The sequence below is a fragment of the Devosia epidermidihirudinis genome (assembly GCF_000971295.1).
GTDB lineage: Bacteria > Pseudomonadota > Alphaproteobacteria > Rhizobiales > Devosiaceae > Devosia > Devosia epidermidihirudinis.
Window position 1 is genome coordinate 69,628 of record NZ_LANJ01000046.1, and the last position, 20,943, is coordinate 90,570.

A 20,943-nucleotide genomic window follows, 5' to 3' on the forward strand; every position below is an offset into this window, starting at 1 on the left:
AGCCCGAGGGTGACGAGCGGCGGTAGGGCGACGTATGGCAGTGGCCGCGCCGTCGTAATCTCAGGCAGTCCTTTACCCGACCCGCTTTGCCATGCGCCCGGTCTGGTTGGCCAGGCCGCTGATTGCAGCCCGCAATGCGGCGGGTTTAACGGGCTTGGTGACCACGGCAATACCACGTTCTTCGGCCAATGCGCGCACGGCCGGGCTGCGGTCCGCCGTCACCAGCGCCGCCGGCAAGTGCCCGCCTAGATTGTGCCTTAGCCATTCGATGGCATCGAGGCCAGAGGTCTGGTCGAGGTGATAATCCATTAGCACCAGGTCGGGATACCAGCCGTCGAGCAGTCCTTCACGGTCGATCTGCTTGAGCGATAACGCTGTGCGCACATCGCAGCCCCAATGTGTCAGCAGCCCCTCCATGGCCTCGAGAATATTGCGCTCATTGTCGACGCAGAGAATCTTGAGATTGATGACGCCAAAGCTGGTTTCGCTCGGCACTTTGCCGGTCTCGATTGGGGCCCGAACTGTCCTTGTCGCGGGCAGAAACAGCGAGAAGCGCGAGCCTTGACCTTCCCGGCTATCGAGCTCTAGCGTCAGGCCCAGAGCGGCGACCAGGCGCTGCACGATTGAGAGGCCAAGACCCAGCCCCTGCGCCATGCGCGCGCCGCGTTCCAGCCGCGAAAACTCGGCAAACAGCAGCTTGTGTTGGTCCCTGTTAAAGCCAATACCGGTGTCGATCACGTCGAGCCGGATGCGATTGCCGCGCCGCCGCACCCCCACCAGAACCTTGCCGCCCGGCATGGTATATTTGATGGCGTTGGAGACTAGGTTCTGCACGATACGGCCCACCAGCGTGCGGTCGGCCAGCGCTGTTGAATCGCTGCCGACAATTCGCAGGGCGATGTTGCGTTCCCGGGCCATCGGACCAAATTCGACTTCGATTTTCTTGAGCAGGTCGCGCGCGCTGACTGGCGCCGGAACAGGACGCAGGGCCCCGCTGTCGATCCGTGAGATATCGAGCAGGGCTGACATGATGTCCTCCACCGCGGTCAAGGATGCCTCGATGGAATTGGCGAGATCGGCTAGCCCCGTTGATTTCGCTCGCTCGATCAAGGTCGAGGTATAGAGCCGCGCCGCATTCAGCGGCTGCAGCAGGTCGTGGCTCGCCGCGGCCAGAAACCGCGTCTTATCGTGATTGGCCGCATCGGCCTTGGCACGTGCGCTTTCCAGCTCGGCATTGACCCGCGTCAGCGCAGCCGTGCGTTCGGCCACGTGGCCCTCGAGCGAATGGTTGAGTCGCGCCAGCTCATGCTCGGCCTTCACGCGGCTTGTCACATCGACGAAGCTGATCACCAGACCCCCATCGGGCAGGCGACTGGAATAGAACTCCAACATCTGCCCGGCATTGCCCAGCCTCTGGGACACCGTCATCGGCGCGGCGGTCAGCTGATTGATCCGCTCGATGGCCAGCCGCGCGGCGTCTCCGGGGCCGAAATCTCCTCGGTCGGCCAGATAGAGCGCCATGTCGAACAGCGGTGTACCGGGCTTGATTAACTCTTCTGGGACCTGCAGCAGCTCATTGTAGCGCTCGTTGGACGTGACCAGCCGCAAACCACTGTTGAACACCGCAATCCCTTGCGGGATGTGGTCTATCGCCAGCCTGAGGCTGGCCATGGCTGCGTTTGTCTGGGGCGACATGGGTTCGAGTCCAAGGCTTTGGTGATCTGAGGCAGATTATCTGCGCCGCGCCATTGTCGTGCAAGTTGAACTCTCTACCCATTGCTTTCCGTATAGATGTGATAAATGTGTTGTGTTCGCGAGGTCGCGCGACCGCTTTTGGGAAGAGCGGTTATTCACAGTGAGAAGGGCAGTCATGTTTAAGGAATTCCGGGACTTCGCCATTAAAGGCAATATGATCGATCTGGCGATCGGCGTGATCATCGGTGCCGCTTTTGGTGCCATTGTTTCGTCTATCGTTGACGACATCTTCATGCCACTGATCGGTCTCATCATCGGCGGCATCGACTTCTCCAATTTGTTTGTCGTTCTGTCCAATCCGGACAATGTTGCTGTGCCTTCGCTTGCCGCCGCCAAGGCCGCTGGCATCGCTACCCTCAACATCGGCCTGTTCATCAATGCGGTGGTCAAGTTCACCATCATCGCGTTTGTGCTGTTCCTGGTTGTCAAAGGCATCAATTCGCTCAAGCGCGAAGCCGCCAAAGAGCCAGTGGAAACCACCCCAGCGCCGACCAAGGAAGAAGTGCTGCTCACTGAAATCCGTGACGCACTGCGCGCCACCCCGCGCTAAATCCTGTCAAATTCGGAAAGGTCGGCCCGTTGGTGCTGGCCTTTCTTTTTGTCCCATAACAAGGAATAAATTCTGTTGACAGGCTTAAGATAGGGAAATATGCCTAGTATATAGGTGGTTCATCCTACGGGTTCTCTCGGTCGGACGAGACGAACACTTAGCGCAAACTACCTCTGCGATTCTCCGGATAGCCTCAGCCCGTCGTGCAGGACTGTGCCGTTGCTGTTGGAACGTCGCGCGTAGAACCGGACAGACCTTGGGGGGTATTATGACCGACGAATTCTACTACCACTCGTTCCTCAATCGCGACCGCCTGATCCACATCGTGGATGCCGATCTTGCCACCTGTGAAGCGTTGAGCGTGTTGTTCAGGCTTGAGGGCTTCCAGACCACGTTCTCGCTGGATGCGACCCACTTTATCATCGGCATCGAACGGCGTCGGCCCGATGTGGTTGTGCTCAATCTGCGGCTTGGAGAGGAAAGCGGGTTGAGCCTGCTTCGCCGCGTCAAGTCACAGCGCATGGGTACGCCGGTCTTCATCCTGGCCGACACGCCACAGCTCGAAGCCGCCGTCACCGCCATGAAGCTGGGTGCATCCGATGTCATCAGCAAGCCTATCGATACCGAACACCTGCTCGGCGTGGTGCGCGATGCCTTGCGCCGCGATGTGCACCTCGGCGCCATGCAGGCTGGGCGCCGACCGGTAGAAGTGCGCGGCTTTGCCCAGCTGACCCCACGTGAACGCGAAGTGCTGCAGCTCATCACCAATGGTCAATCCAACAAGGAAGCGGGACGCGAGCTGGGTATCTCTCCCCGCACCATCGAGGTGCACCGGGCGCGCGTGATGGAAAAACTCGGTGCGCGCAACACCGCCGATCTCATGCGCATCGTGCTGACCAGCTGATCAAGCCTGCGTGCCGCGCTTGCTGGGCGGGTAGGCGCATGGTCCAGTGGCGTTCAAGCCGCTGGAGGACACGCGCCGTGATCAAAGCCGTTCTGTTCGACCTCGATGAAACCCTTTTGGTGCGCAAGGCGGCGATCAGGGCCTTTATTGAAGACCAGTATCAGCGCCACAGTGCGGGCCTAGCGGGGGTCGAGCGCGCGCGATATGTGACGCGGTTTCTGGGCCTCGAGGATGAGGGCAGGGTGCCCAAGGTCACGGTCTATCCGCAGCTCGCGGCAGAATTGGGCTTGGATGCTGCGATCGCTGCAGAGCTTCTGGCTGATTATCAGGCGGTGTATCCGCGCTTTGTCGTGCTCACTCCCGGTGCCCGGGAAACGCTGACCGCGCTGCGGACGCAGGGGCTCAAACTGGGCATCGTCACCAATGGCAACAGCGTGGTGCAGAACGGCAAGATCGACGCCACTGGCCTCCGGCCGTTGCTCGACGTCGTGCTCGTGTCCGAGACGGAAGGCATGAGCAAACCGGATCCGGCGGTGTTTGCACTGGCGATGCGGCGGCTGGATGTGGCTGCAGCCGATGCCGTGTTCGTGGGCGATAATCCGGCGGTTGATGTCGAGGGGGCAGCCAATGCCGGGCTGAACGCGGTCTGGTTTCACAGCTCCACCGAATGGCCCACCGATCTGTCCCCAGCACGCTACTCCATCACCGCGATGGATCAGCTCATCGATGTCATCGGAACGCTGAACGCTGCTTGACGCACCGCATGGCTCGCCGCCACGTAAAGTGCGCAATTGGCTTGCTTTCTGCAGATGGAGGAGCGCGCGATGGCACATCTGGCAGCGGCAGTATCGACGATCACACAGCGGCTGATTGGGCTGCTTGATGAGCTGTTGCCGGGTCAGCTTGAGGCCTTCTACCTCGTCGGGTCAGTGGCGCAGGGCGATTATCAGGCGGGGCAGAGCGACATAGATTTCGTCGCCGTTATGTCACCGCCCATCGAGCTGGCCGCGCTGGCAACGGCGCATACAACGCTGCATCAGGAATTTCCCGGCACCGATTGCGATGGCATCTATCTGCTGCCCGGTGAGCTGTCACGCCCGCCCGGTGGCCAGGGAATTGCCGTACGCGCGGGCAAGGTGAACCCTAATTCTGCCGAGGAACGCTCGCCGGTGGTGTGGCAGGTTTTGGCCGAGGACGGCATCGCGTTGCGGGGTAGGGTGGCCGACGATAGTTGGGTCGCGGTCGACCGAGCCGCCACCGTGGATTATAGCCGCGCCAATTTGCAGGGGTATTGGCGGTCTTGGTTGGAAGCCCGCCGTCATCTGACGTCGGCTGAAGGAGAAACGCTGCTGATCGATGAAGCTGTGGTGTGGGGCGCATTGGGGGTGGCGCGCGTCCACGCAACAATCGTCAATGCCCGCGTACCGTCAAAAACCGCAGCTGCCGCGCATGCGCTGGTGGTATTTCCCGAATATGCCGAGATCATCAGCGAGGCTTTGCGCCTGCGCACTGATCCGCTCGGCGCGTCGGCCTATCAGTCGCCGCTAGCGCGGCGACATGAGTTGATCGGCTTTATGGATGCTGTGATCCGCTCGGACGCTTAGCCGCCGGTGGTCGGCAGGGTCAGGTCGCCCGAGGTGAGCTTGCGCGCGGTGATGGCCGCGTCGGCCCGCTCGCGTGGCAGTTCAAGGCTGGTCCACACGCTCACCAGTGCGTGGCGTAGAGCAAACACCATCTCATCGGTGTGCAGCGGCGTCGGCGTGATGCGCAGGCGCTCGGTGCCCTTGGGCACGGTCGGGTAGTTGATCGGCTGGATATAGATATTGTGCTTTTCCAGCAGCATGTCGCTGGCGGCCTTGCACTGGCGTGCATCGCCCACGATCAGTGGTACGATATGGGTGTCGGTGTCCATCACCGGCAGGCCGGCGTCCGCCAGGATGGCCTTGGTCAGGCGCGCCTGACGCTGATGCAACATGCGCTCATGGCCATTGCCCTTGAGATGCTCGATCGAGGCACGAGCGGCGGCGCACAAGGCTGGCGGCAGCGACGTGGTGAAGATGAACTCCGGCGCATAGGAGCGCACGGCGTCGACGATGGCGCGGTTGGCAGCGATATAGCCACCCATCGTGCCAAAGCCCTTGGCGAGCGTACCTTCGATGATGTCGATGCGGTCCATCAGGCCATCGCGCTCGGCGATGCCGCCGCCGCGTGGGCCGTACATGCCAACGGCATGGACTTCGTCGATATAGGTCAGCGCGCCGAACTCTTCGGCCAGATCGCAGATTTCCTTGATCGGCGCGACGTCGCCATCCATCGAATAGATCGACTCAAAGCAGATCAGCTTGGGGCGCTTGCGGTCGGTCGCGGCGAGCAGGTCGCGCAGATGCGCGACGTCGTTGTGACGGAAAATCTTCTTTTCCATGCCCGACTGGCGAACGCCCTGGATCATCGAGGCGTGGTTGAGCTGGTCAGAGAAAATCACGCAATCGGGCAGCAGGCGCGCAATGGTCGCGATAGCGGCTTCGTTGGACACAAAGCCCGAGGTGAAGACGAGGGCGGCTTCCTTGCGGTGCAGGTCGGCGAGCGAACGCTCAAGCTCGACCAGCGGGCGGTTGGTACCCGAAATATTGCGCGTGCCGCCCGAACCGACACCCAGCTTACCCGCAGTTTCCTGCATGGCGCCGATGACCTTTTCGTGCTGGCCCATGCCGAGGTAATCGTTGGAGCACCAGATGGTGATCTCACGGGCATTGTCTGCCTCGTCACGATAGATGGCGCGCGGGAATTGCCCTGCCACACGCTCGAGGTCGGCGAATACGCGGTAGCGCTTTTCGGCCCGCAAAGTATCCACCGCATCTTCGAAAATGCTGCGATAGTCCATCTTTTCGTCCTTTTCGTCCGCTGCGAGTTGGCTCAACTCCATCGCAACGCGGTCATATCTAGGCCTGCGACCCGTGCATTGACATAGGTCAATTCGACGCGCAGACCGCCAGCCCATTTCGTTTTTCGTCAAGGGCCGAGACCGTCAACATGAGAGCCATTCTAAAGTAGACTCACCCGTTTGCCAAACCCATCTGGACGTTTCGTGATGGAAGATCGCAACCTTCCCTGCATGTGGCTCAGCGGGTTAACCGGGGTAGCACTCGTCTCATACTTATTGCTGAGCCACCATTACGGAAGGGCGGCAGAACCCCACCAGACCCGTAAGTCAGTGCAGACATTGCGGATTTTGACGTACGTACCTCAGAATGTGATGAGTAGTTGGTACTGGCCCAGAGTCTTTTAGGCTTTCGAGCGCTTTACCCGCCCTTGCCGCCTGAAAAAGCCCGCGCTAACAAAGCTTCAATGGAGGACATCATGACCCAATTTGCGCACTACCCAAGCCTGGCCGGCACCCCCGTTATCATCTCCGGCGGAGCGTCGGGCATTGGCGAAAGCCTCGTTCGCAATTTTGCAGCGCAGGGCTCAAAAGTCGGCTTTGTCGATATCGCGGTCGAGGCCGGTGAAGCGCTTGCTGCCGAGCTCAACGCCGCCGGGCACACTGTGCGCTTCACCCCCTGCGACATCACCGATCTGGCGGCCTACAAAACCGCGATCGCCGGCTTTGCCGAAGTTCATGGCGATGCGCTGGTGCTAGTCAACAATGCTGCCCACGACATGCGCCACGAATGGTCCGAGGTGACACCTGATTTCTGGGACAACCGGATGGCGGTCAATCTCAAGCACGCCTTCTTTGCCATTCAGGCCGTCGCGCCAGCTATGGTCGCCGCCAAACGCGGCTCCATCATCAATACCAGCTCGATCAGCTGGATGATCATGTCGCCCAAGATCCCGGTCTACGAAACTGCCAAGGCCGCCACCCATGGTCTGACCCGCGCCATGGCGCGCGAACTTGGCCAGTCCGGCGTTCGCGTCAATACGCTCACCCCCGGCGCCGTGCTTACGCAGCGCCAGCTCGAGCTGTGGCTCGACGCAGCATCGCTTAAGAACATCGCCGACAACCAGACGCTGGCCGGAAATGTCTTCCCCGATGATGTGTCGCGCATGGCGCTGTTTCTGGCCTCTGAAGACAGCAAAATGATCTCGGCGCAGCAATTTGTGGTCGATGGTGGTTGGGCGAGCGCTTGATCGGCGTTCATTCCATATTCATCCTCTTTGCTTCACCACCATCCTGCCGTATTCAATGGTCACCAACGGGCCACAGTCATGATCCTTCAGGGGGACATTCTATGAAGTCGAAAATTCTTGTCGCAATTGCCGCGACGCTCGCTCTCACCGCTTGCAGCACCAATCCCTACACCGGCGAAAGCCAGCTCTCGAACACCGCCGGCGGCGCGCTGATCGGTACGGGCGGCGGCGCTCTGGCTGGTGCGCTGGTCGGCGCAGCTGTTGGTGGCGATCCACGTGTTGGCGCGCTGATCGGCGCTGGTGTTGGCGGCCTGACCGGCGCAGCCATCGGCAACTACATGGACAAGCAGGAAGCAGAACTGCGCGCCCAGCTGCAGGGCACCGGCGTTTCGGTGACCCGCGTTGGCGATCAGATTATCCTGAACATGCCATCCAACATCACCTTCGCGACCGATCAGTCGACAGTGCAGCCATCGTTCAACCAGACCCTGGTTTCGGTCGCGCTCGTGCTCAAGAAGTATGATCGCTCGATCGTCGACGTCTATGGCCACACCGATAGCCAGGGCAATGACGCGTACAACCTGAGCCTGAGCCAGCGCCGCGCGGTTTCCGTCGCGACCATTCTGGCCAATCAGGGTATCGATCAGCGCCGCTTCTTCATCGAAGGCAAGGGCAAGTCCAGCCCGATCGCCTCGAACGCGACCGAGCAGGGCCGCGCACAGAACCGTCGCGTTGAAATCCAGCTCTCGCCCATCCGTGGCTGATTGCGCAACGCCTGAAATGATCAGGGGCGGCCTCGCGGCCGCCCCTTTTGTTTGTGCAACTGGCCGCTTGGCCGATGCTTACTTGACCAGAATGGGCGTGCCGACCGGTACGCGGCCATAAAGGTCGATAATGTCCTGGTTGATCAGGCGCACGCAGCCGCTCGATACGGCCTCGCCAATGGTGCCGGGATCGTTGGTGCCATGCAGGCGATAAATGGTGTCGCGACCGTTCTGGTAAATATACATGGCGCGCGCGCCCAGCGGATTATCGAGGCCGCCCGGCATGCCCTTGGCCCATGGCGCAGCGTTTGGATCGCGCGCCACCATTTCGGGAGGTGGGGTCCAGGTAGGCCACTGTGCCTTACGGGCGATTTCGGCGCGACCCGACCAGGTAAAGCCGTCGCGGCCAATGCCCACGCCATAGCGCAGCGCTTGTCCGCCTTCCTGCACCAGATAGAGATAGCGCGCCGCGGTATCCACCACGATGGTGCCCGGGCGCTCGCCCGTTGGGTCAGCGACATATTGACGGAAATGGCTTGGCTTGAGCCGCGTCAGGTCCACCGCCGGCACCGGAAACTTCTCATAGGGCAGGGCGGCGTACATCTCGACATAGGCGCGATCAAACGACGGCTGGGCAATGGTCTGTTGGGGGACCGTGGCGCAACCGGCCAGCGCAAGAGCGCTCAAGCTGGAGCCGCCAATAAGAAAGCTGCGACGGGAAATCTGTTGAGGCAGGGAAAGGACGTTTGTCATGAAAATCGACTGGGGCTGAGATGCGGGAGGCTTCCGCGCGACGTACCTCGGGCCCTTTTCATACCGCAAAGGCCGTTAACGGAGACTGTCGGAATAATCACTTTTCAGTAAACCGGAACTCCTCCAGCAATGCCGCGTTGTCCTGTCACACGCAACAAAGAGGAGTTCGAAAATGGCCTATGACGACAACCGCGTTGGCGAAAGTAACGTCAAGGAAACCCACGACCTCATCGCGTCCGACAAGGTCGAAGGCACTAAGGTCTACGATCCTCGTGGCGAGCACATTGGCTCGATTGCCCGTATTCTGCTGGAAAAGCGCACCGGTAAGGTGTCTTACGCCGTGCTTGGCTTTGGTGGCTTTCTGGGCATGGGCACGGATCACTATCCGCTGCCATGGTCCAAGCTCACCTATGACCAGTCCCTCGGCGGCTACCGCGTCGATGTGACCAAGGAGCAGCTCGAAGGCGCTCCGAAATATGATTTCGATGACGATGAGGAATACTGGACGGCCGACAATGGTCGACGCCTCTATGATTACTATGGTGTGGCGCCGTACTGGCTCTAACGCCCCCCAAATTTTCAGCACCAAATTATATTGCGGCCGGCACTCTCACGAGTGTCGGCTTTTTTTATTCAGTCCTTCGGCGCAAACGTGTCCTGCAGCCAGGCCACGAGCGCAGCTCGCTCCGCGATAGCTTCCGGAAACGCCACGCCCGCCAGCGCAAACCCATGTCGGCTCAGCCCGGCCCGCAGCGCCAGCTCCCTGTTCTGCGGATTGACCACAGCCAGCGTCCGCTCCGCCAACTCGATCGCCAATGTCCGGCTCATCCGTTTCGCCACGTTCAAACTCCATCAGGGTGAGAGTCACGCCTCGGCACGCAATCAGCATGGCCGGACTAGCGGGTCAATTGTGCCATTTGCGCAACCCGGCATCTCACTATGGGGCTAAGGCGCCAATGGTGCGCGTAGCGCGCCGCGGTTCTCAGTCCTGCCTTTAGAAGACCGCGAGATATGTCCGGCGGGAATCATGCGGGTGCCCTAGTAATCTATCGATGTGTGTTGCCACTAGAGCGTCAGAATATTGGGCATCGCGAGTTGAATTCGCGGTGCTCGAAGTAACCGGCGACAGTGCATCTTTGGTGTCCTCCTGATGTCGGTTTCACATCAAAACTGGAGTGGAACACGAAGGTTTTTTGGTCGTGGTCTCATTCTTGCTTTGTCCGACATTGCAACCTGATTTTGAGGGTGGTTTGGGAGATTTATTGTCGCAGCGCCACTGGACCGCATTGCCATTCCAAGGAATGCTGAGATTTCAAACTAAATTTCTATGGAGGACGCAGTGGACGTCGAAGAAAACAAGAGCCCAACCAGGAGAGAGTTCCTCTCGATGGTCGGCGCTTTCGGCGGTGCAGCGGTCATGTATCAGGCAATGGGTATGATGGGCCTGGCGCAAGCCTCCCCATATTCCGGCCCGATCAAGCTTGGTCAAGCGCCAGCTGGTGCCAAGGTTCTGGTGCTCGGCGCTGGTATCGCGGGCATGGTTGCCGCGATGGAGCTTCGTGACGCTGGTTATGAAGTCGAAGTCATCGAGTATCGTGGTGTTGCAGGCGGCCGTTGCTGGACGCTGCGCTCGGGCGATACCTACGAAGAACTCGGCGGGGCCGTGCAGAAGGTTGATTTTGCCGAAGGCAACTACTTCAACCCAGGCCCATGGCGCGTTCCCTACAACCACTACGGCATTATCGACTATTGCCGTCGCCTGGATGTCGAGCTCGAAGCGCTCATCCAGATCAACAACATGGCCTATGTCCACTCGACCAAGGCGTTCGACGGCAAGCCAGTGCGCTACCGCGAAATCAATACCGATTTCCGCGGTCACATTTCTGACCTGCTCTCCAAGGTGACCAATCAGGGCGCGCTGGACGAGATCCTGTCGGAAGAAGACAAGACCAGCCTCCTGGCCGGCCTGCGCACCTTTGGTGCCCTGAACGCTGACAACGAATACGTGTCGGGCAACAACGCAAGCGGCCGTCGTGGCTACGAGCGTGCACCTGGCGGCGGCGTCGATGGCGCACCGATTGCCAATGAAGTGATGGATCTGTCCACACTGCTCAGCTCGGGCCTGTGGAGCCGTCTTGCAACCAGCGAGACCCTCAATAGCTCCATGCCGATCTTCCAGCCCAAGGGTGGCATGGACATGATCGCGCGCGCCATGGCTGCCAACCTCGGCGACCTCGTCAAGTACGAAAAGAAGGTCACCAAGATCAGCCAGAGCGAAGATGGCGTCGAAGTCATCTATCAGGACATGGCCAATGGCGATGCGGAAGTCACCACGACCGCTGACTATTGCGTCTGCACGATCCCGTTCTCGATCCTGAGCCAGATCGACCACGACTTCGCGCGTCCGCTGACCAATGTCATCTCGTCGATGTCGTACAACTCCTCGATCAAGGTTGGCCTCGAGTTCAACCGTCGTTTCTGGGAAGAAGACGAGCACATCTTCGGTGGCACGACCTATACCGACCTGCCGATCTCGCAGATCTCGTACCCTTCGAACGACTATCTGTCCAAGAAGCCAGGCGTGCTGCTCGGTTGCTACTCGTGGGGCGCAACGGCCTACCAGTTCTCCTCGATGGAGCCAGCAGAGCGCATCAGCCGTTCGCTCGACTTCGGCAGCCAGATCCACCCGCAGATGAAGCAGGAATTCAAGTCCGGCGTCGCTGTGGCTTGGCATCGTGTTCCATGGACCCTGGGTTGCTACGGCGCATGGCAGGACAAGGAAGCGCAGTATCAGGATGGCGTGGCAATGGATCGCCGCATCGTCTGTGCTGGCGAGCACCTGTCCTATCTGCCAGCCTGGATGGAAGGCGCACTCCTGTCGTCGCTCGACGCCATCTCGCGTCTGCACGAAACCGCAACTAACGCAGCAGGAAAGTAAGACCCATGCGTGTTTTCACATCACTCATCGTCTCTGCTTGCCTGCTGACCGGTGCGGCATTCGCCCAGGACGCAGCTCCAAAGGTCGACGACAGCACCGCTTGGTTCGGTAGCTCGTCGGTCCTGACCCAGCAGACTGGCGAAGGCATCTACAAGGCCGTTTGCGCCAGCTGCCACATGCCCAAGGGCGAAGGCGCTGTCGGTGCAGGGAAGTACCCAGCGCTGGCTGGCAACGAAACCCTCGAGTTCCCGGAATACCCGATCTACATGGTCACCATGGGTGGCGGCGCCATGCCGGCGCTCGGCACCGTGCTGAACGATGACCAGATTGCTGCAGTCGTGAACTACATCCGCACGAGCTTCGGCAACACCTACAACGAAGATCCGGCAACCCCGGAAATGGTCGCCGAAACCCGGTGATCTGACCTTGCCCGGCGCGTCCACTCGACGCGCCGGGTTTTTTACACTCGCAACTAGCAGGAGACCCGATGAAGAAAATTGTACTGGCAGCAGGACTGATCCTGGCAATGGCAAGCAGCGCCAGCGCCGAAGTCATTCGCCACACAACACCAGGCTCGAACTTTCCAATCCTGCGCGCAGTAGAGATCCCGCCTGAAGCAACGCTCGTCTATCTCAGCGGCGTGGTTCCCGGCGTTACCAACCAAGATGCCGCTCAGGGCTCCCCAGAGTCGTTCGGCGATACCAAGGCTCAGACGGTTTCCGTTCTCGAACGCATCACGGCCAACCTCGAAGCCCTCGACCTCACCATGGGTGATGTCGTCAAGATGCAGGTCTATCTCGTTGCAGACAGCAGCGGCAGCATGGACTTTGCCGGTTTCATGGAAGGCTACACCCAGTTCTTCGCCACCGAAGAACAGCCCAATTTCCCAACCCGTTCGGTGTTCCAGGTCGCTGGCCTGGCCAACCCGAACTGGCTGGTCGAGATCGAAGTCGTCGCCGTCCGCGACTGACGCCCTTCCATACGGCCCGGTACGCCCGGGCCGTATGACTTTGCGGCTAGGCCTCAAGCAAGAGAGCCCGCCATCCGACCCGCAGGCCTCTAAGGCTGCGGATAGACGCCCAGCGCTGCCGCGGGCGCGTCCTCAAAAAGTGCCACGAATCGAATCTTGTAACTTCAGCTGCTCCACAGCGATGTGCGGCGGCGGGACGCTCAAAATGCGCGCCGCCTCCACGATCAGGAGTGCGGCCCTATCGGCTGTGCTGAGGCGGGAGACGCACCCTCGGTGCCTGCACCAGCGCGCCAAGAATCACGGTGGGTCCGAACCGGATGTCACATGTAGTGGCGCCCGCGCGGATCTATCGTCGCGAAACAGCATTATTTAATGATTTGAAGGCGTTGTCTGGTGCTGCCGGACAGGATTGAACTGTCGGCCTCCCCCTTACCAAGGGGGTGCTCTACCACTGAGCTACGGCAGCATCTGGCGCTGATCTGTGTGATCGGCGGCGACGACGGCTCCTTTGCCATAGCCATTATCTCGACGCAAGACCCAAAAACGCCTATTACCGCTTCGAGCAACCGCGATTCACTTTGTACCCAATTTAGTTCACCGATGAGCAAAACAGATCAAGCTGCCCAACGTGAGCAAAGATTGGCCGCAAAGCTTCGCGAGAACCTCAAGCGTCGCAAGGGACAGGCCAAGGCGCGCTCCGATTCGGAGCGCCAGGCGCCAGACCCCCAAACGACCCCCGAAACGGTGCCGGTCAAGAAACCGTAAACCATTTTCGGGCGACTATTAAATTCTTCAACGCTGAGTGCGGCGAGTCTGGCTTACGTGGCAACTAGGACTTGGCCTACCTCCATCCCCAGGTAGATAGGGCGCTTGCGCCCGCCATATAGGAATAGACAATGGACCGCATCCGTTTGATCGGTGGCAACGAACTCAATGGCGAAATCCCAATTTCGGGCGCCAAGAACGCTGCTCTGCCGCTCATGATCGCTTCGCTGCTGAGCGATGAGCCTCTGGTGCTGCAGAATGTGCCGCGCCTGGCCGACGTCAAACAGCTGGAACGAATCCTCGAGAATCATGGCGTCGACATCGCCGTGCACGGTCGTCGCCGTGGCGAACTCGATGTCGTCGGCCAGCGCATGACCTTCCATGCTGCCGATATCGTCGATACGACGGCCCCCTATGAACTCGTCTCCAAGATGCGCGCCAGCTTCTGGGTGATTGGCCCGTTGCTGGCCCGCTGCCACGAAGCCCGCGTCTCGCTGCCTGGTGGCTGCGCCATCGGCACCCGTCCGGTTGACCTATTCCTGTTCGGCCTCAAGGCGCTCGGCGCCGAGATCGACATTGATGATGGCTATGTGGTCGCCAAGGCGCCCAAGGGCGGCCTCGTTGGCGCCCATATCGTCTTCCCCAAGGTGTCGGTTGGTGCAACCCACACCCTGCTGATGGCTGCGACGCTCGCCAGGGGCACGACCATCATCGAAAATGCGGCGCAGGAACCAGAGATCACCAATGTGGCCGAGTGCCTTGTCGCCATGGGCGCCAAGATTTCGGGCATTGGCACGCGCACGCTGACCATCGAAGGCGTCGACAAGCTGCATGGTGCCACGGTCGACGTGATTCCAGACCGCATCGAAACCGGCACCTTCGCTATGGCGACAGCCATGACCGGCGGTAACGTGCTGCTCAAGGGCGCGCGCCCGGAGCATCTGCAGTCGGCGCTGGATATTCTGACCCAGACCGGTGTCGAGCTGACCGTTGAGCCAGAAGGCCTGCGCGTTTACCGCAATGGCAATGGCATTCAGCCGGTCAATATTGAAACCGATCCGTTCCCCGGCTTCCCCACCGATCTGCAGGCCCAGTTCATGGCTCTCATGACCATGTCCTCGGGCACCTCGCACATTCGCGAAACCATCTTCGAGAACCGCTACATGCATGTGGCCGAACTGGCCCGCTTTGGCGCCGACATCACGGTCGATGGCCAGCTAGCGACCGTCCATGGCAAGCCCCAGCTTAAGGGCGCACAGGTCATGGCAACCGATCTGCGCGCTTCGGTGTCGCTGGTCATTGCCGGTCTGGCCGCCAAGGGCGAAACCATCGTCAACCGCATCTATCACCTTGATCGCGGTTTTGAGGGGCTGGAAGAAAAGCTCAGCCGCTGCGGCGCGGAGATCGAGCGCCTCGCTGGCTAGTCGGAACTTCGGCTTCTGATTCTTAAGCACACATCGTCACCCTCGGGCTCGACCCGAGGGTGTTTTTTTGTCGAGCGGTCAGAGAAAATCCTCGGGTCAGGCCCGAGGGTGACGAGCGGTGGGCCTGGAGACTCTGCGGCAGGCGTCCCAACCGCAACGCGCTCTTTTCAATGCGCCCGCATTGCCCCCGCGTCATCAAACTTGTAGATCGAACAGGGCGTGACCAGATATGCTCGTCTCCACGCCAAGAGGGCTGTTTGAACCATGACCGATCTCAAGCTCATCGCGCTTGATGCCGAAGATTTGGATGTGCTGTCTGCCCATGTGCAGGATGCCGTCGTCCGCGTCGCCGATATGGGCTATGCCCGCGCCGATCGTCGCTTTGCGCTCCTGATGAACCGCTATGATTGGGAAACAGCCAAGGGCCGCGACAAGGGCCTGCGCAAGCGCGCTGCGCTGCACTTTGATGCCGTGCAGTCGGTCGTCACCAACGGTTTTGATCCGGCGTCCCCGGAAGGCGTGCTCAACCTTTTGGCGCTGACCTTTCATCCCGTCGATGGGCCTGCGGGCATCATCGAGCTTAGTTTTGCCGGCGGCGGCACGGTGCGTCTGGGCGTTGAATGCCTCGAAGCCCGCCTTGCCGATCTCGGCGCCGCCTGGGCCGCATCGGCCAAGCCTGCCCACGTCCTCGACTAGGATTCTCCATGCCCATTCGCCTCGATAGCCAGGATGCCGATTTCCAGGATCGCTTTGCAGCGCTCCTCTCCGGCAAGCGCGAAAGTTCTCAGGATGTCAGTGACACCGTCGCTGCCATCATTTCCGACATCCGCACCCGTGGCGACGACGCGCTGGTCGAGCTGACCAACAAATTTGACCGCACCCATTTCTCTGTTGCCGATCTGCGCATTTCGGAAGCCGAAATCGAGAGCGCTGCCGCCCGTGTCACCGACGAAGTGCGCGAAGCGCTGCAATTCGCGCATGATCGTATCCGTTCGCACCACGAAAAGCAGAAGCCAGAGGATCACGTTTATCAGGATAGCCTGGGCGTGACGCTCGGCTCCCGCTGGACGCCGGTCGACGCCGTGGGCATCTATGTGCCCGGTGGTCTCGCGTCCTACCCATCGTCGGTGCTGATGAATGCCGTGCCGGCCAAGGTGGCCGGTGTCGAGCGCATCGCCATGGTCGTGCCGACGCCCGATGGCAAGATCAGCTCGTCCATCCTGCTGGCCGCCAAGATTGCCGGCGTCACCGAGATCTACCGTGTCGGCGGCGCACAGGCCATTGCTGCACTCGCCTATGGCACCGCCACCATTGCCAAGGTCGATAAGGTTGTCGGCCCCGGCAATGCCTTTGTCGCCGCAGCCAAGCGCCAGGTCTTCGGTCAGGTCGGCATCGACATGATCGCGGGTCCGTCCGAAGTCCTCGTCATCGCCGATGGCTCGGCCAACCCCGCCTGGGTTGCCGCCGATCTCATCGCGCAGGCCGAGCATGGGGGAGGGGCCCAGTCCATCCTCATCACCACCGAAAAGGGTTTGGCTGACGCAGTGGAAGCTGATGTCGATCGCCAGCTCAACCTTTTGCCCAAGCAGGCCATTGCTCGCGAAGGCTGGGACGAGTTCGGCGCTGTCATCACCGTCGCCTCGCTGGATGAGGCCGTGGTGCTGGCCAACCGCATCGCTTCGGAACACGTTGAACTGGCGCTGGACAATCCGGATCTGATTCTGGGCGCCATCCGCCATGCCGGCGCGATCTTTATTGGCCACCACACGCCCGAAGCCATTGGCGACTATGTCGGCGGCTCCAACCACGTGTTGCCCACCGCCCGTTCGGCGCGCTTTGCCTCTGGCCTCGGCGTGCTCGATTTCATGAAGCGCACGTCGCTGCTGAGGTGCGATCCCTCATCGCTGTCGGCTCTGGCTGAAGCTGCCGTCGTCCTCTCAGAGGTCGAGGCGCTTGATGGTCATGGTCGCTCGATTTCAATCCGGCTCAACCGTTGAGCATTTCAATGGGGACTGGGGCCCGAACCGCCGACACGGACCGCTTGGTCACTGTCACGCTCGACCCCAATACCATCACCTCCATCAATCCCGATGAGGTGCATGAATGGCGCATCGCCATTTTTGATCTGCTCGAGGACAATTCGTTCCGGCCCGCCCGCGTCACCGCGACGGGGCCGTTTGCGCTGCACATGTCCATCACCGGCAATTTCATCGTGCTGGACGTTCGCCACCCTGAGACGTTTCAGCCGATTGCGGCGCACTATCTGTCGCTGACGCCGTTCCGTCGGCTGATCCGCGACTACTTCCGGATTCGCGATAGCTATTACGATGCGATTCGTTCGGCGCAGCCGTTTCAGATCGAAACCGTCGATATGGCGCGCCGCGGCATGCACAACGAAGCCGCCGAACTTTTGCGCACGCGCCTGACCAACAAGATCATTATGGATCTCAATACGGCGCGGCGCCTGTTTACTCTGATCTGCGCTGTGCAGCCCTATGCGAGCCGGATCGACGAGAGCAAAAGCGAGCTGCCCAGCGTGCTGTTTGTCTGCTCGATGAACTCGGTGCGCTCGCCCATGGCGGCAGCGCTGGCGCGTCAGGCCTTTCCCGGCCGCGTCATCACCCGCTCAGTGGGCGTAAACGGCGGCAAGGCTGACCAGTTCGTGCATGAAGTGATGGAGGAGGTGGGCATTGATATGTCCGTTCACACCCCCCACATCCTCGATGAGCTCGTGGCAAACCGCTTCGATCTCGTCATTACCCTCTCTGACGATGCGCCTGAAGCTGTAGCCCGCAAGGGTCTCGAAGCTGGTGCAATCGAAGCCTGGACCGTGGAAGATCCTTCCCTTGTCGAGGGCAATAGAGAGGTCGTTCTGAGCGCTTATCGTCAATTGCGCGACAGCTTGCGCAAGCGCGTTCGAGAACGCTTGGAACCACTGGTTTCCGGTGGTTCACAAATCCATTGAATTGAAGTAGGTTCCGCCCAAATTCTGACCTCGGCGCGCACATTCACGCGGCGCGGGGTCTTTTCAGGAGACAGTATGGCGAAGGAAGAAGTGCTCGAATTTCCGGGCGTAGTGGTTGAATTGCTTCCCAACGCGACCTTTCGGGTCAAGTTGGAAAATGAGCACGAGATCATTGCACACACCGCTGGCCGCATGCGCAAGAACCGCATCCGCGTCCTGGCTGGTGATAAGGTTCTGTGCGAAATGACCCCATACGACCTCACCAAGGGTCGCATCACGTATCGCTTCAAGTAGTAGGCAGAGCGCATGGCCAGTCGTCCGGATTTGATCCTGGCCTCCGCCTCGCCGCGTCGGCTGGCATTGCTTAACCAGATCGGGATCGAACCTGAACATCTGGTGCCTGCTCACGTCGATGAGACCCCGGAAAAAGGCGAACTGCCGCGCAAGCTCGCGCAGCGCCTGGCGGACCTCAAGGCTCTTACGGCACAACACAAAGCGCGCTCGGCCGGTTTCGGCTCGGGCGCACTGGTGTTGGGCGCCGATACGGTGGTGGCCGTTGGCCGCCGCATTCTGCCCAAGGCCGAGACCATGGAAGAGGCATCCGAATGCCTCCGCCTGCTCTCGGGCCGGGCGCACCGCGTCTTTACCGGTTTGACGGTGCTCACCCCCTCTGGCGCCAAGCGCCAGCGCGTGGTCGAGACTCGCATCCGCTTCAAGCGCCTCTCCAATCGCGAGATGGAAGCCTATCTGGCCTCGGCCGAATGGAACGGCAAGGCCGGTGGCTATGCCATTCAGGGCATTGCCGGCGCTTTTGTCGTCAAGCTCGTCGGCTCCTATTCCGGCGTTGTCGGCCTGCCTCTGCTCGAAACAGCAGACCTTCTGGCGGGCGAGGGCTATCCGGTGCACTTCAACTGGCTCAATCAGTCACACGCTTCGGGCGTCTGATGATCACCCCCAAAAAGTGCCCCATTTGCGGCAAACCGGCGGTCGAGAAGTTCCGCCCGTTCTGCTCCTCCCGTTGTGCCGACGTTGATCTCAACCGCTGGTTCACCGGCGCCTATGTCATCCCCGCGCGCGATGACGAGCCCTTTCCCGAAAATGGCCTGCCCGACGCGGACGAAGACGAGAACTTCTGACGCGCCAAGAGTTTGCCCCAGCGGTTGACAACCGCTCCAGCGTAGCCGCATTAACATGAATAGAAAAATCATGTTAATTTGGGGAACTGCTGATGATCATGTCTCGTAAATGGGTGCTTATGGCATCCGCTCTGGCTGTGGGCGCGCTGATATCCGCCGCGCCGTCCCTGGCGCAGGTTGCCCAAGTGGTGTCATCGACGCCGACGACCCGCGTGGTTGAGCATGCCGCCGGGCAGGCTGAGATCCCGGCTTCGCCCCAACGCATCGTGGCGCTTCACAACGTCTTCGCCGAAGCCCTTGCTGCCCTCGGCCTGTCGCCGGTGGGTTCGGTTGATCGTCCTTCCGGCATGCCCTCGCAGCTGGCCGCGACCCTCGCGAACACCGAAACCGTTGGTTCCCATTCCGAGCCCGATCTGGAGCGCGTCCTCACGCTGGCGCCCGATCTGATCCTGGCGCAGGAAAAGCAACACGGCGACAATTACGCGCGTCTGACCGCCATCGCGCCCACCCTGCTGCTTAATGAGCCGGAAGCGGAATGGCGCGACTGGTATCGCGGCCTTGGCGATGCGCTGGGCCAGCCAGAGGCCGCAGCAGCCGCCATCGCTGCCTATGACGACAAAGCCGCCGCCACCAAGGCTGAGCTGGCCGCCAAACGCCCCGACGAGACCGTGCTGCTGCTGCGCGTCCGCGAAAAGGACATGCGCGTCTATGGCGGTGCCCGCCGCTCGGGCCCTGTGCTCTATCAAGATCTCGGTCTCAACCCACACGGGCTGGTGCCGCGCGAAGAAGACCATCAGGAAATCTCCTTCGAGAACCTGCCCGAACTCACTGCCGACCATATCTTCATCATGGTCGAAGATGCCGACAAGATGACCACCATCGAGCAGTCCGACCTCTGGCAGCGCCTGCCAGCCGTTCAGGCTGGCCACGTTTACAAGGTTAATATCGAACCCTGGAACCAGTCCGTCGGCCCAATCAGCTTCGCCGTCATCATTGACGACGTCCGCGCCGCGCTGCTCTGACGCCAGTGCGATAGCGTTCAACGGTCCTGCGGCCATGCTCCCGAAGTGGAGTGTGGCCGTACTTTTTGGTTGCATTAGAGCGCGATCCGGTGGGGCAGGCTCATCGCAAAGGTTGATTTTGTGCACAGGCACCGGCTTCTAACCCCCGGAATTCCGGGCCTTGGCGATAATCCTGCAAACTCCTTTTCCACAATCGCTTTTCCCGCTTGCACGCCCAAAAACCATCACCTATAAGGCCCATGGCTTGACGCCGGGCGGACCTTCCGCCCCGTTGCCCGGGTAGCTCAGTTGGTAGAGCAGCGGATTGAAAATCCGCGTGTCACTGGTTCGATTCCGGTCCCGGGCACCAAAATTCTTTATTAAGATCAGTAGTTTGCGGTGCCGGCGCTCGTGAAAGCTCCTTTGTGTCGCATTCTTGTTGCGACATGATCCCCAGCGTTTCCTCGCATTTCTCGACAGCCTCCGCGAATCCATGCGAGATACCCGTGGATACGGGGGGCGACGAAAATGGGAGCCGTGCGCTTTGGGATGTCCTTCAGGGACGGCGTCGCAGAGATAGCTGATGCGCCTGTTTTTTTGCGCGCTGTATGGCGAAATGTTCGCGGCCTCGGCCTCAGTGCCGACGATGCCCTTGTGTCTCTGGTGGTGGGCGCAAAGTCGACTGCGCCCGACTACGTCATCAGAGAAGTTATGGAGGGCACCGCCGATGATCCGCATGGCGCCATATCCCATGGGCCATTTAGTGGGATCACTCATCGAGCAAAGCGTGTCGCAGTCGAACCAGAGACAGCTGAAGAAATCAGCCTGAACGCCTTAAAGGTGATTTTGGCTCACAAGATCAACAAGGGCTAAGAAAGGTCGGTCGATCG

The 20,943-nt window shown here is 60.5% G+C and carries 24 protein-coding genes and 2 tRNA genes; 21 read left to right on the top strand and 5 right to left on the bottom strand.

Annotation, left to right across the window (positions count from 1 at the left end):
• Positions 1–72: 72 nt before the first annotated feature.
• Positions 73–1,695: an ATP-binding response regulator gene (locus tag WH87_RS16980; RefSeq protein ID WP_052726392.1), complete on the bottom strand. Its 1,623-nt coding sequence runs from the start codon at positions 1,693–1,695 to the stop codon at positions 73–75.
• 175 nt (positions 1,696–1,870) lie between these two features.
• Between WH87_RS16980 and mscL the strand changes: the two genes are divergently transcribed.
• The 4 genes from mscL to WH87_RS17000 all read left to right on the top strand — a co-directional run bounded on the left by mscL (position 1,871) and on the right by WH87_RS17000 (position 4,813).
• On the top strand, positions 1,871–2,305 hold the full coding sequence (gene mscL / locus WH87_RS16985; RefSeq protein ID WP_046138961.1) for a large conductance mechanosensitive channel protein MscL: 435 nt from the start codon (positions 1,871–1,873) through the stop codon (positions 2,303–2,305).
• Between the two features lie 268 nt (positions 2,306–2,573).
• The gene (locus tag WH87_RS16990) at positions 2,574–3,209 is read left to right on the top strand and encodes a response regulator transcription factor (RefSeq protein ID WP_046138960.1); all 636 of its coding nucleotides are present in this window, start codon (positions 2,574–2,576) and stop codon (positions 3,207–3,209) included.
• Between the two features lie 77 nt (positions 3,210–3,286).
• Positions 3,287–3,964 (top strand): HAD family hydrolase, encoded by a 678-nt coding sequence (locus tag WH87_RS16995; protein ID WP_046138959.1) that lies wholly within the window; start codon positions 3,287–3,289, stop codon positions 3,962–3,964.
• A 69-nt stretch (positions 3,965–4,033) separates the two neighbouring features.
• Positions 4,034–4,813: a nucleotidyltransferase domain-containing protein gene (locus WH87_RS17000; RefSeq protein WP_197410840.1), complete on the top strand. Its 780-nt coding sequence runs from the start codon at positions 4,034–4,036 to the stop codon at positions 4,811–4,813.
• Here the strand turns inward: WH87_RS17000 and hemA are convergent.
• A complete protein-coding gene (gene hemA / locus WH87_RS17005) occupies positions 4,810–6,090 on the bottom strand; it encodes a 5-aminolevulinate synthase (RefSeq protein ID WP_046139705.1) in 1,281 nt (426 codons plus the stop codon). The two genes, WH87_RS17000 and hemA, sit on opposite strands and share 4 nt — an antisense overlap.
• Before the next feature lie 476 nt (positions 6,091–6,566).
• Here hemA and WH87_RS17010 point away from each other — a divergent pair, with 476 nt between their 5' ends.
• On the top strand, positions 6,567–7,337 hold the full coding sequence (locus tag WH87_RS17010) for an SDR family NAD(P)-dependent oxidoreductase (protein WP_197410841.1): 771 nt from the start codon (positions 6,567–6,569) through the stop codon (positions 7,335–7,337).
• A gap of 101 nt (positions 7,338–7,438) precedes the next feature.
• Complete coding sequence (locus tag WH87_RS17015; protein WP_046138956.1) at positions 7,439–8,101, top strand: OmpA family protein; 663 nt, start codon at positions 7,439–7,441, stop codon at positions 8,099–8,101.
• A gap of 78 nt (positions 8,102–8,179) precedes the next feature.
• On the opposite strand, the gene WH87_RS17020 is transcribed toward WH87_RS17015, so the two are convergent.
• Entirely contained in the window at positions 8,180–8,788 is a 609-nt protein-coding gene (locus WH87_RS17020) for a L,D-transpeptidase (protein WP_342667189.1), read from the bottom strand.
• Between the two features lie 238 nt (positions 8,789–9,026).
• On the opposite strand from WH87_RS17020, the gene WH87_RS17025 reads away from it, so the two are divergent.
• Complete coding sequence (locus WH87_RS17025) at positions 9,027–9,419, top strand: PRC-barrel domain-containing protein (RefSeq protein ID WP_046138954.1); 393 nt, start codon at positions 9,027–9,029, stop codon at positions 9,417–9,419.
• A gap of 68 nt (positions 9,420–9,487) precedes the next feature.
• Here WH87_RS17025 and WH87_RS17030 read toward each other — a convergent pair whose 3' ends face one another.
• Positions 9,488–9,682, bottom strand: a complete 195-nt coding sequence (locus tag WH87_RS17030) for a hypothetical protein (protein ID WP_046138953.1) — start codon at positions 9,680–9,682, stop codon at positions 9,488–9,490.
• A gap of 511 nt (positions 9,683–10,193) precedes the next feature.
• Between WH87_RS17030 and WH87_RS17035 the strand changes: the two genes are divergently transcribed.
• The 3 genes from WH87_RS17035 (at position 10,194) to WH87_RS17045 (ending at position 12,762) form a co-directional block, all read left to right on the top strand.
• Positions 10,194–11,792: a flavin monoamine oxidase family protein gene (locus WH87_RS17035; protein WP_342667190.1), complete on the top strand. Its 1,599-nt coding sequence runs from the start codon at positions 10,194–10,196 to the stop codon at positions 11,790–11,792.
• Between the two features lie 5 nt (positions 11,793–11,797).
• On the top strand, positions 11,798–12,211 hold the full coding sequence (locus tag WH87_RS17040) for a c-type cytochrome (protein ID WP_052726391.1): 414 nt from the start codon (positions 11,798–11,800) through the stop codon (positions 12,209–12,211).
• 68 nt (positions 12,212–12,279) lie between these two features.
• Positions 12,280–12,762, top strand: coding sequence for a RidA family protein (locus tag WH87_RS17045; RefSeq protein WP_046138951.1), 483 nt, complete (start codon positions 12,280–12,282; stop codon positions 12,760–12,762).
• A gap of 391 nt (positions 12,763–13,153) precedes the next feature.
• On the opposite strand, the gene WH87_RS17050 is transcribed toward WH87_RS17045, so the two are convergent.
• Positions 13,154–13,228 (bottom strand) — tRNA-Thr (locus tag WH87_RS17050).
• Positions 13,229–13,245: 17 nt separating this feature from the next.
• Between WH87_RS17050 and WH87_RS19690 the strand changes: the two genes are divergently transcribed.
• The 11 genes from WH87_RS19690 to WH87_RS17100 all read left to right on the top strand — a co-directional run bounded on the left by WH87_RS19690 (position 13,246) and on the right by WH87_RS17100 (position 20,926).
• A complete protein-coding gene (locus WH87_RS19690; protein ID WP_156458273.1) occupies positions 13,246–13,527 on the top strand; it encodes a hypothetical protein in 282 nt (93 codons plus the stop codon).
• Positions 13,528–13,658: 131 nt separating this feature from the next.
• Complete coding sequence (gene murA, locus WH87_RS17055) at positions 13,659–14,951, top strand: UDP-N-acetylglucosamine 1-carboxyvinyltransferase (protein WP_046138950.1); 1,293 nt, start codon at positions 13,659–13,661, stop codon at positions 14,949–14,951.
• Positions 14,952–15,215: 264 nt separating this feature from the next.
• Positions 15,216–15,647: a DUF2948 family protein gene (locus tag WH87_RS17060; protein ID WP_046138949.1), complete on the top strand. Its 432-nt coding sequence runs from the start codon at positions 15,216–15,218 to the stop codon at positions 15,645–15,647.
• 8 nt (positions 15,648–15,655) lie between these two features.
• The gene (gene hisD, locus WH87_RS17065; protein ID WP_046138948.1) at positions 15,656–16,948 is read left to right on the top strand and encodes a histidinol dehydrogenase; all 1,293 of its coding nucleotides are present in this window, start codon (positions 15,656–15,658) and stop codon (positions 16,946–16,948) included.
• A gap of 8 nt (positions 16,949–16,956) precedes the next feature.
• Complete coding sequence (locus tag WH87_RS20355) at positions 16,957–17,916, top strand: UPF0262 family protein (protein ID WP_197410842.1); 960 nt, start codon at positions 16,957–16,959, stop codon at positions 17,914–17,916.
• A 75-nt stretch (positions 17,917–17,991) separates the two neighbouring features.
• Positions 17,992–18,210: a translation initiation factor IF-1 gene (gene infA, locus WH87_RS17075; RefSeq protein WP_046138947.1), complete on the top strand. Its 219-nt coding sequence runs from the start codon at positions 17,992–17,994 to the stop codon at positions 18,208–18,210.
• Positions 18,211–18,222: 12 nt separating this feature from the next.
• Positions 18,223–18,861, top strand: a complete 639-nt coding sequence (locus WH87_RS17080; protein WP_046138946.1) for a Maf-like protein — start codon at positions 18,223–18,225, stop codon at positions 18,859–18,861.
• On the top strand, positions 18,861–19,052 hold the full coding sequence (yacG, locus tag WH87_RS17085; protein WP_046138945.1) for a DNA gyrase inhibitor YacG: 192 nt from the start codon (positions 18,861–18,863) through the stop codon (positions 19,050–19,052). The genes WH87_RS17080 and yacG overlap by 1 nt, the downstream gene beginning before the upstream one ends.
• Positions 19,053–19,144: 92 nt before the next feature.
• On the top strand, positions 19,145–20,074 hold the full coding sequence (locus WH87_RS17090; protein WP_046138944.1) for an ABC transporter substrate-binding protein: 930 nt from the start codon (positions 19,145–19,147) through the stop codon (positions 20,072–20,074).
• 273 nt (positions 20,075–20,347) lie between these two features.
• Positions 20,348–20,423, top strand: a tRNA-Phe gene (locus WH87_RS17095).
• A gap of 158 nt (positions 20,424–20,581) precedes the next feature.
• The gene (locus WH87_RS17100; protein ID WP_156458274.1) at positions 20,582–20,926 is read left to right on the top strand and encodes a hypothetical protein; all 345 of its coding nucleotides are present in this window, start codon (positions 20,582–20,584) and stop codon (positions 20,924–20,926) included.
• Positions 20,927–20,943: the final 17 nt, after the last annotated feature.

Excerpts from the sequence above, each read along its gene's own strand:
- WH87_RS16980 (WP_052726392.1), bottom strand. The coding sequence starts at position 1,695 with ATGTCGCCCCAGACAAACGCAGCCATGGCCAGCCTCAGGCTGGCGATA.
- mscL (WP_046138961.1), top strand. The coding sequence starts at position 1,871 with ATGTTTAAGGAATTCCGGGACTTCGCCATTAAAGGCAATATGATCGAT.
- WH87_RS16990 (WP_046138960.1), top strand. The coding sequence starts at position 2,574 with ATGACCGACGAATTCTACTACCACTCGTTCCTCAATCGCGACCGCCTG.
- WH87_RS17000 (WP_197410840.1), top strand. The coding sequence starts at position 4,034 with ATGGCACATCTGGCAGCGGCAGTATCGACGATCACACAGCGGCTGATT.
- hemA (WP_046139705.1), bottom strand. The coding sequence starts at position 6,090 with ATGGACTATCGCAGCATTTTCGAAGATGCGGTGGATACTTTGCGGGCC.
- WH87_RS17010 (WP_197410841.1), top strand. The coding sequence starts at position 6,567 with ATGACCCAATTTGCGCACTACCCAAGCCTGGCCGGCACCCCCGTTATC.
- WH87_RS17015 (WP_046138956.1), top strand. The coding sequence starts at position 7,439 with ATGAAGTCGAAAATTCTTGTCGCAATTGCCGCGACGCTCGCTCTCACC.
- WH87_RS17025 (WP_046138954.1), top strand. The coding sequence starts at position 9,027 with ATGGCCTATGACGACAACCGCGTTGGCGAAAGTAACGTCAAGGAAACC.
- WH87_RS17030 (WP_046138953.1), bottom strand. The coding sequence starts at position 9,682 with ATGAGCCGGACATTGGCGATCGAGTTGGCGGAGCGGACGCTGGCTGTG.
- WH87_RS17040 (WP_052726391.1), top strand. The coding sequence starts at position 11,798 with ATGCGTGTTTTCACATCACTCATCGTCTCTGCTTGCCTGCTGACCGGT.
- WH87_RS17045 (WP_046138951.1), top strand. The coding sequence starts at position 12,280 with ATGAAGAAAATTGTACTGGCAGCAGGACTGATCCTGGCAATGGCAAGC.
- murA (WP_046138950.1), top strand. The coding sequence starts at position 13,659 with ATGGACCGCATCCGTTTGATCGGTGGCAACGAACTCAATGGCGAAATC.
- WH87_RS17060 (WP_046138949.1), top strand. The coding sequence starts at position 15,216 with ATGACCGATCTCAAGCTCATCGCGCTTGATGCCGAAGATTTGGATGTG.
- hisD (WP_046138948.1), top strand. The coding sequence starts at position 15,656 with ATGCCCATTCGCCTCGATAGCCAGGATGCCGATTTCCAGGATCGCTTT.
- WH87_RS20355 (WP_197410842.1), top strand. The coding sequence starts at position 16,957 with ATGGGGACTGGGGCCCGAACCGCCGACACGGACCGCTTGGTCACTGTC.
- infA (WP_046138947.1), top strand. The coding sequence starts at position 17,992 with ATGGCGAAGGAAGAAGTGCTCGAATTTCCGGGCGTAGTGGTTGAATTG.
- WH87_RS17080 (WP_046138946.1), top strand. The coding sequence starts at position 18,223 with ATGGCCAGTCGTCCGGATTTGATCCTGGCCTCCGCCTCGCCGCGTCGG.
- yacG (WP_046138945.1), top strand. The coding sequence starts at position 18,861 with ATGATCACCCCCAAAAAGTGCCCCATTTGCGGCAAACCGGCGGTCGAG.
- WH87_RS17090 (WP_046138944.1), top strand. The coding sequence starts at position 19,145 with ATGATCATGTCTCGTAAATGGGTGCTTATGGCATCCGCTCTGGCTGTG.
- WH87_RS17100 (WP_156458274.1), top strand. The coding sequence starts at position 20,582 with ATGGGAGCCGTGCGCTTTGGGATGTCCTTCAGGGACGGCGTCGCAGAG.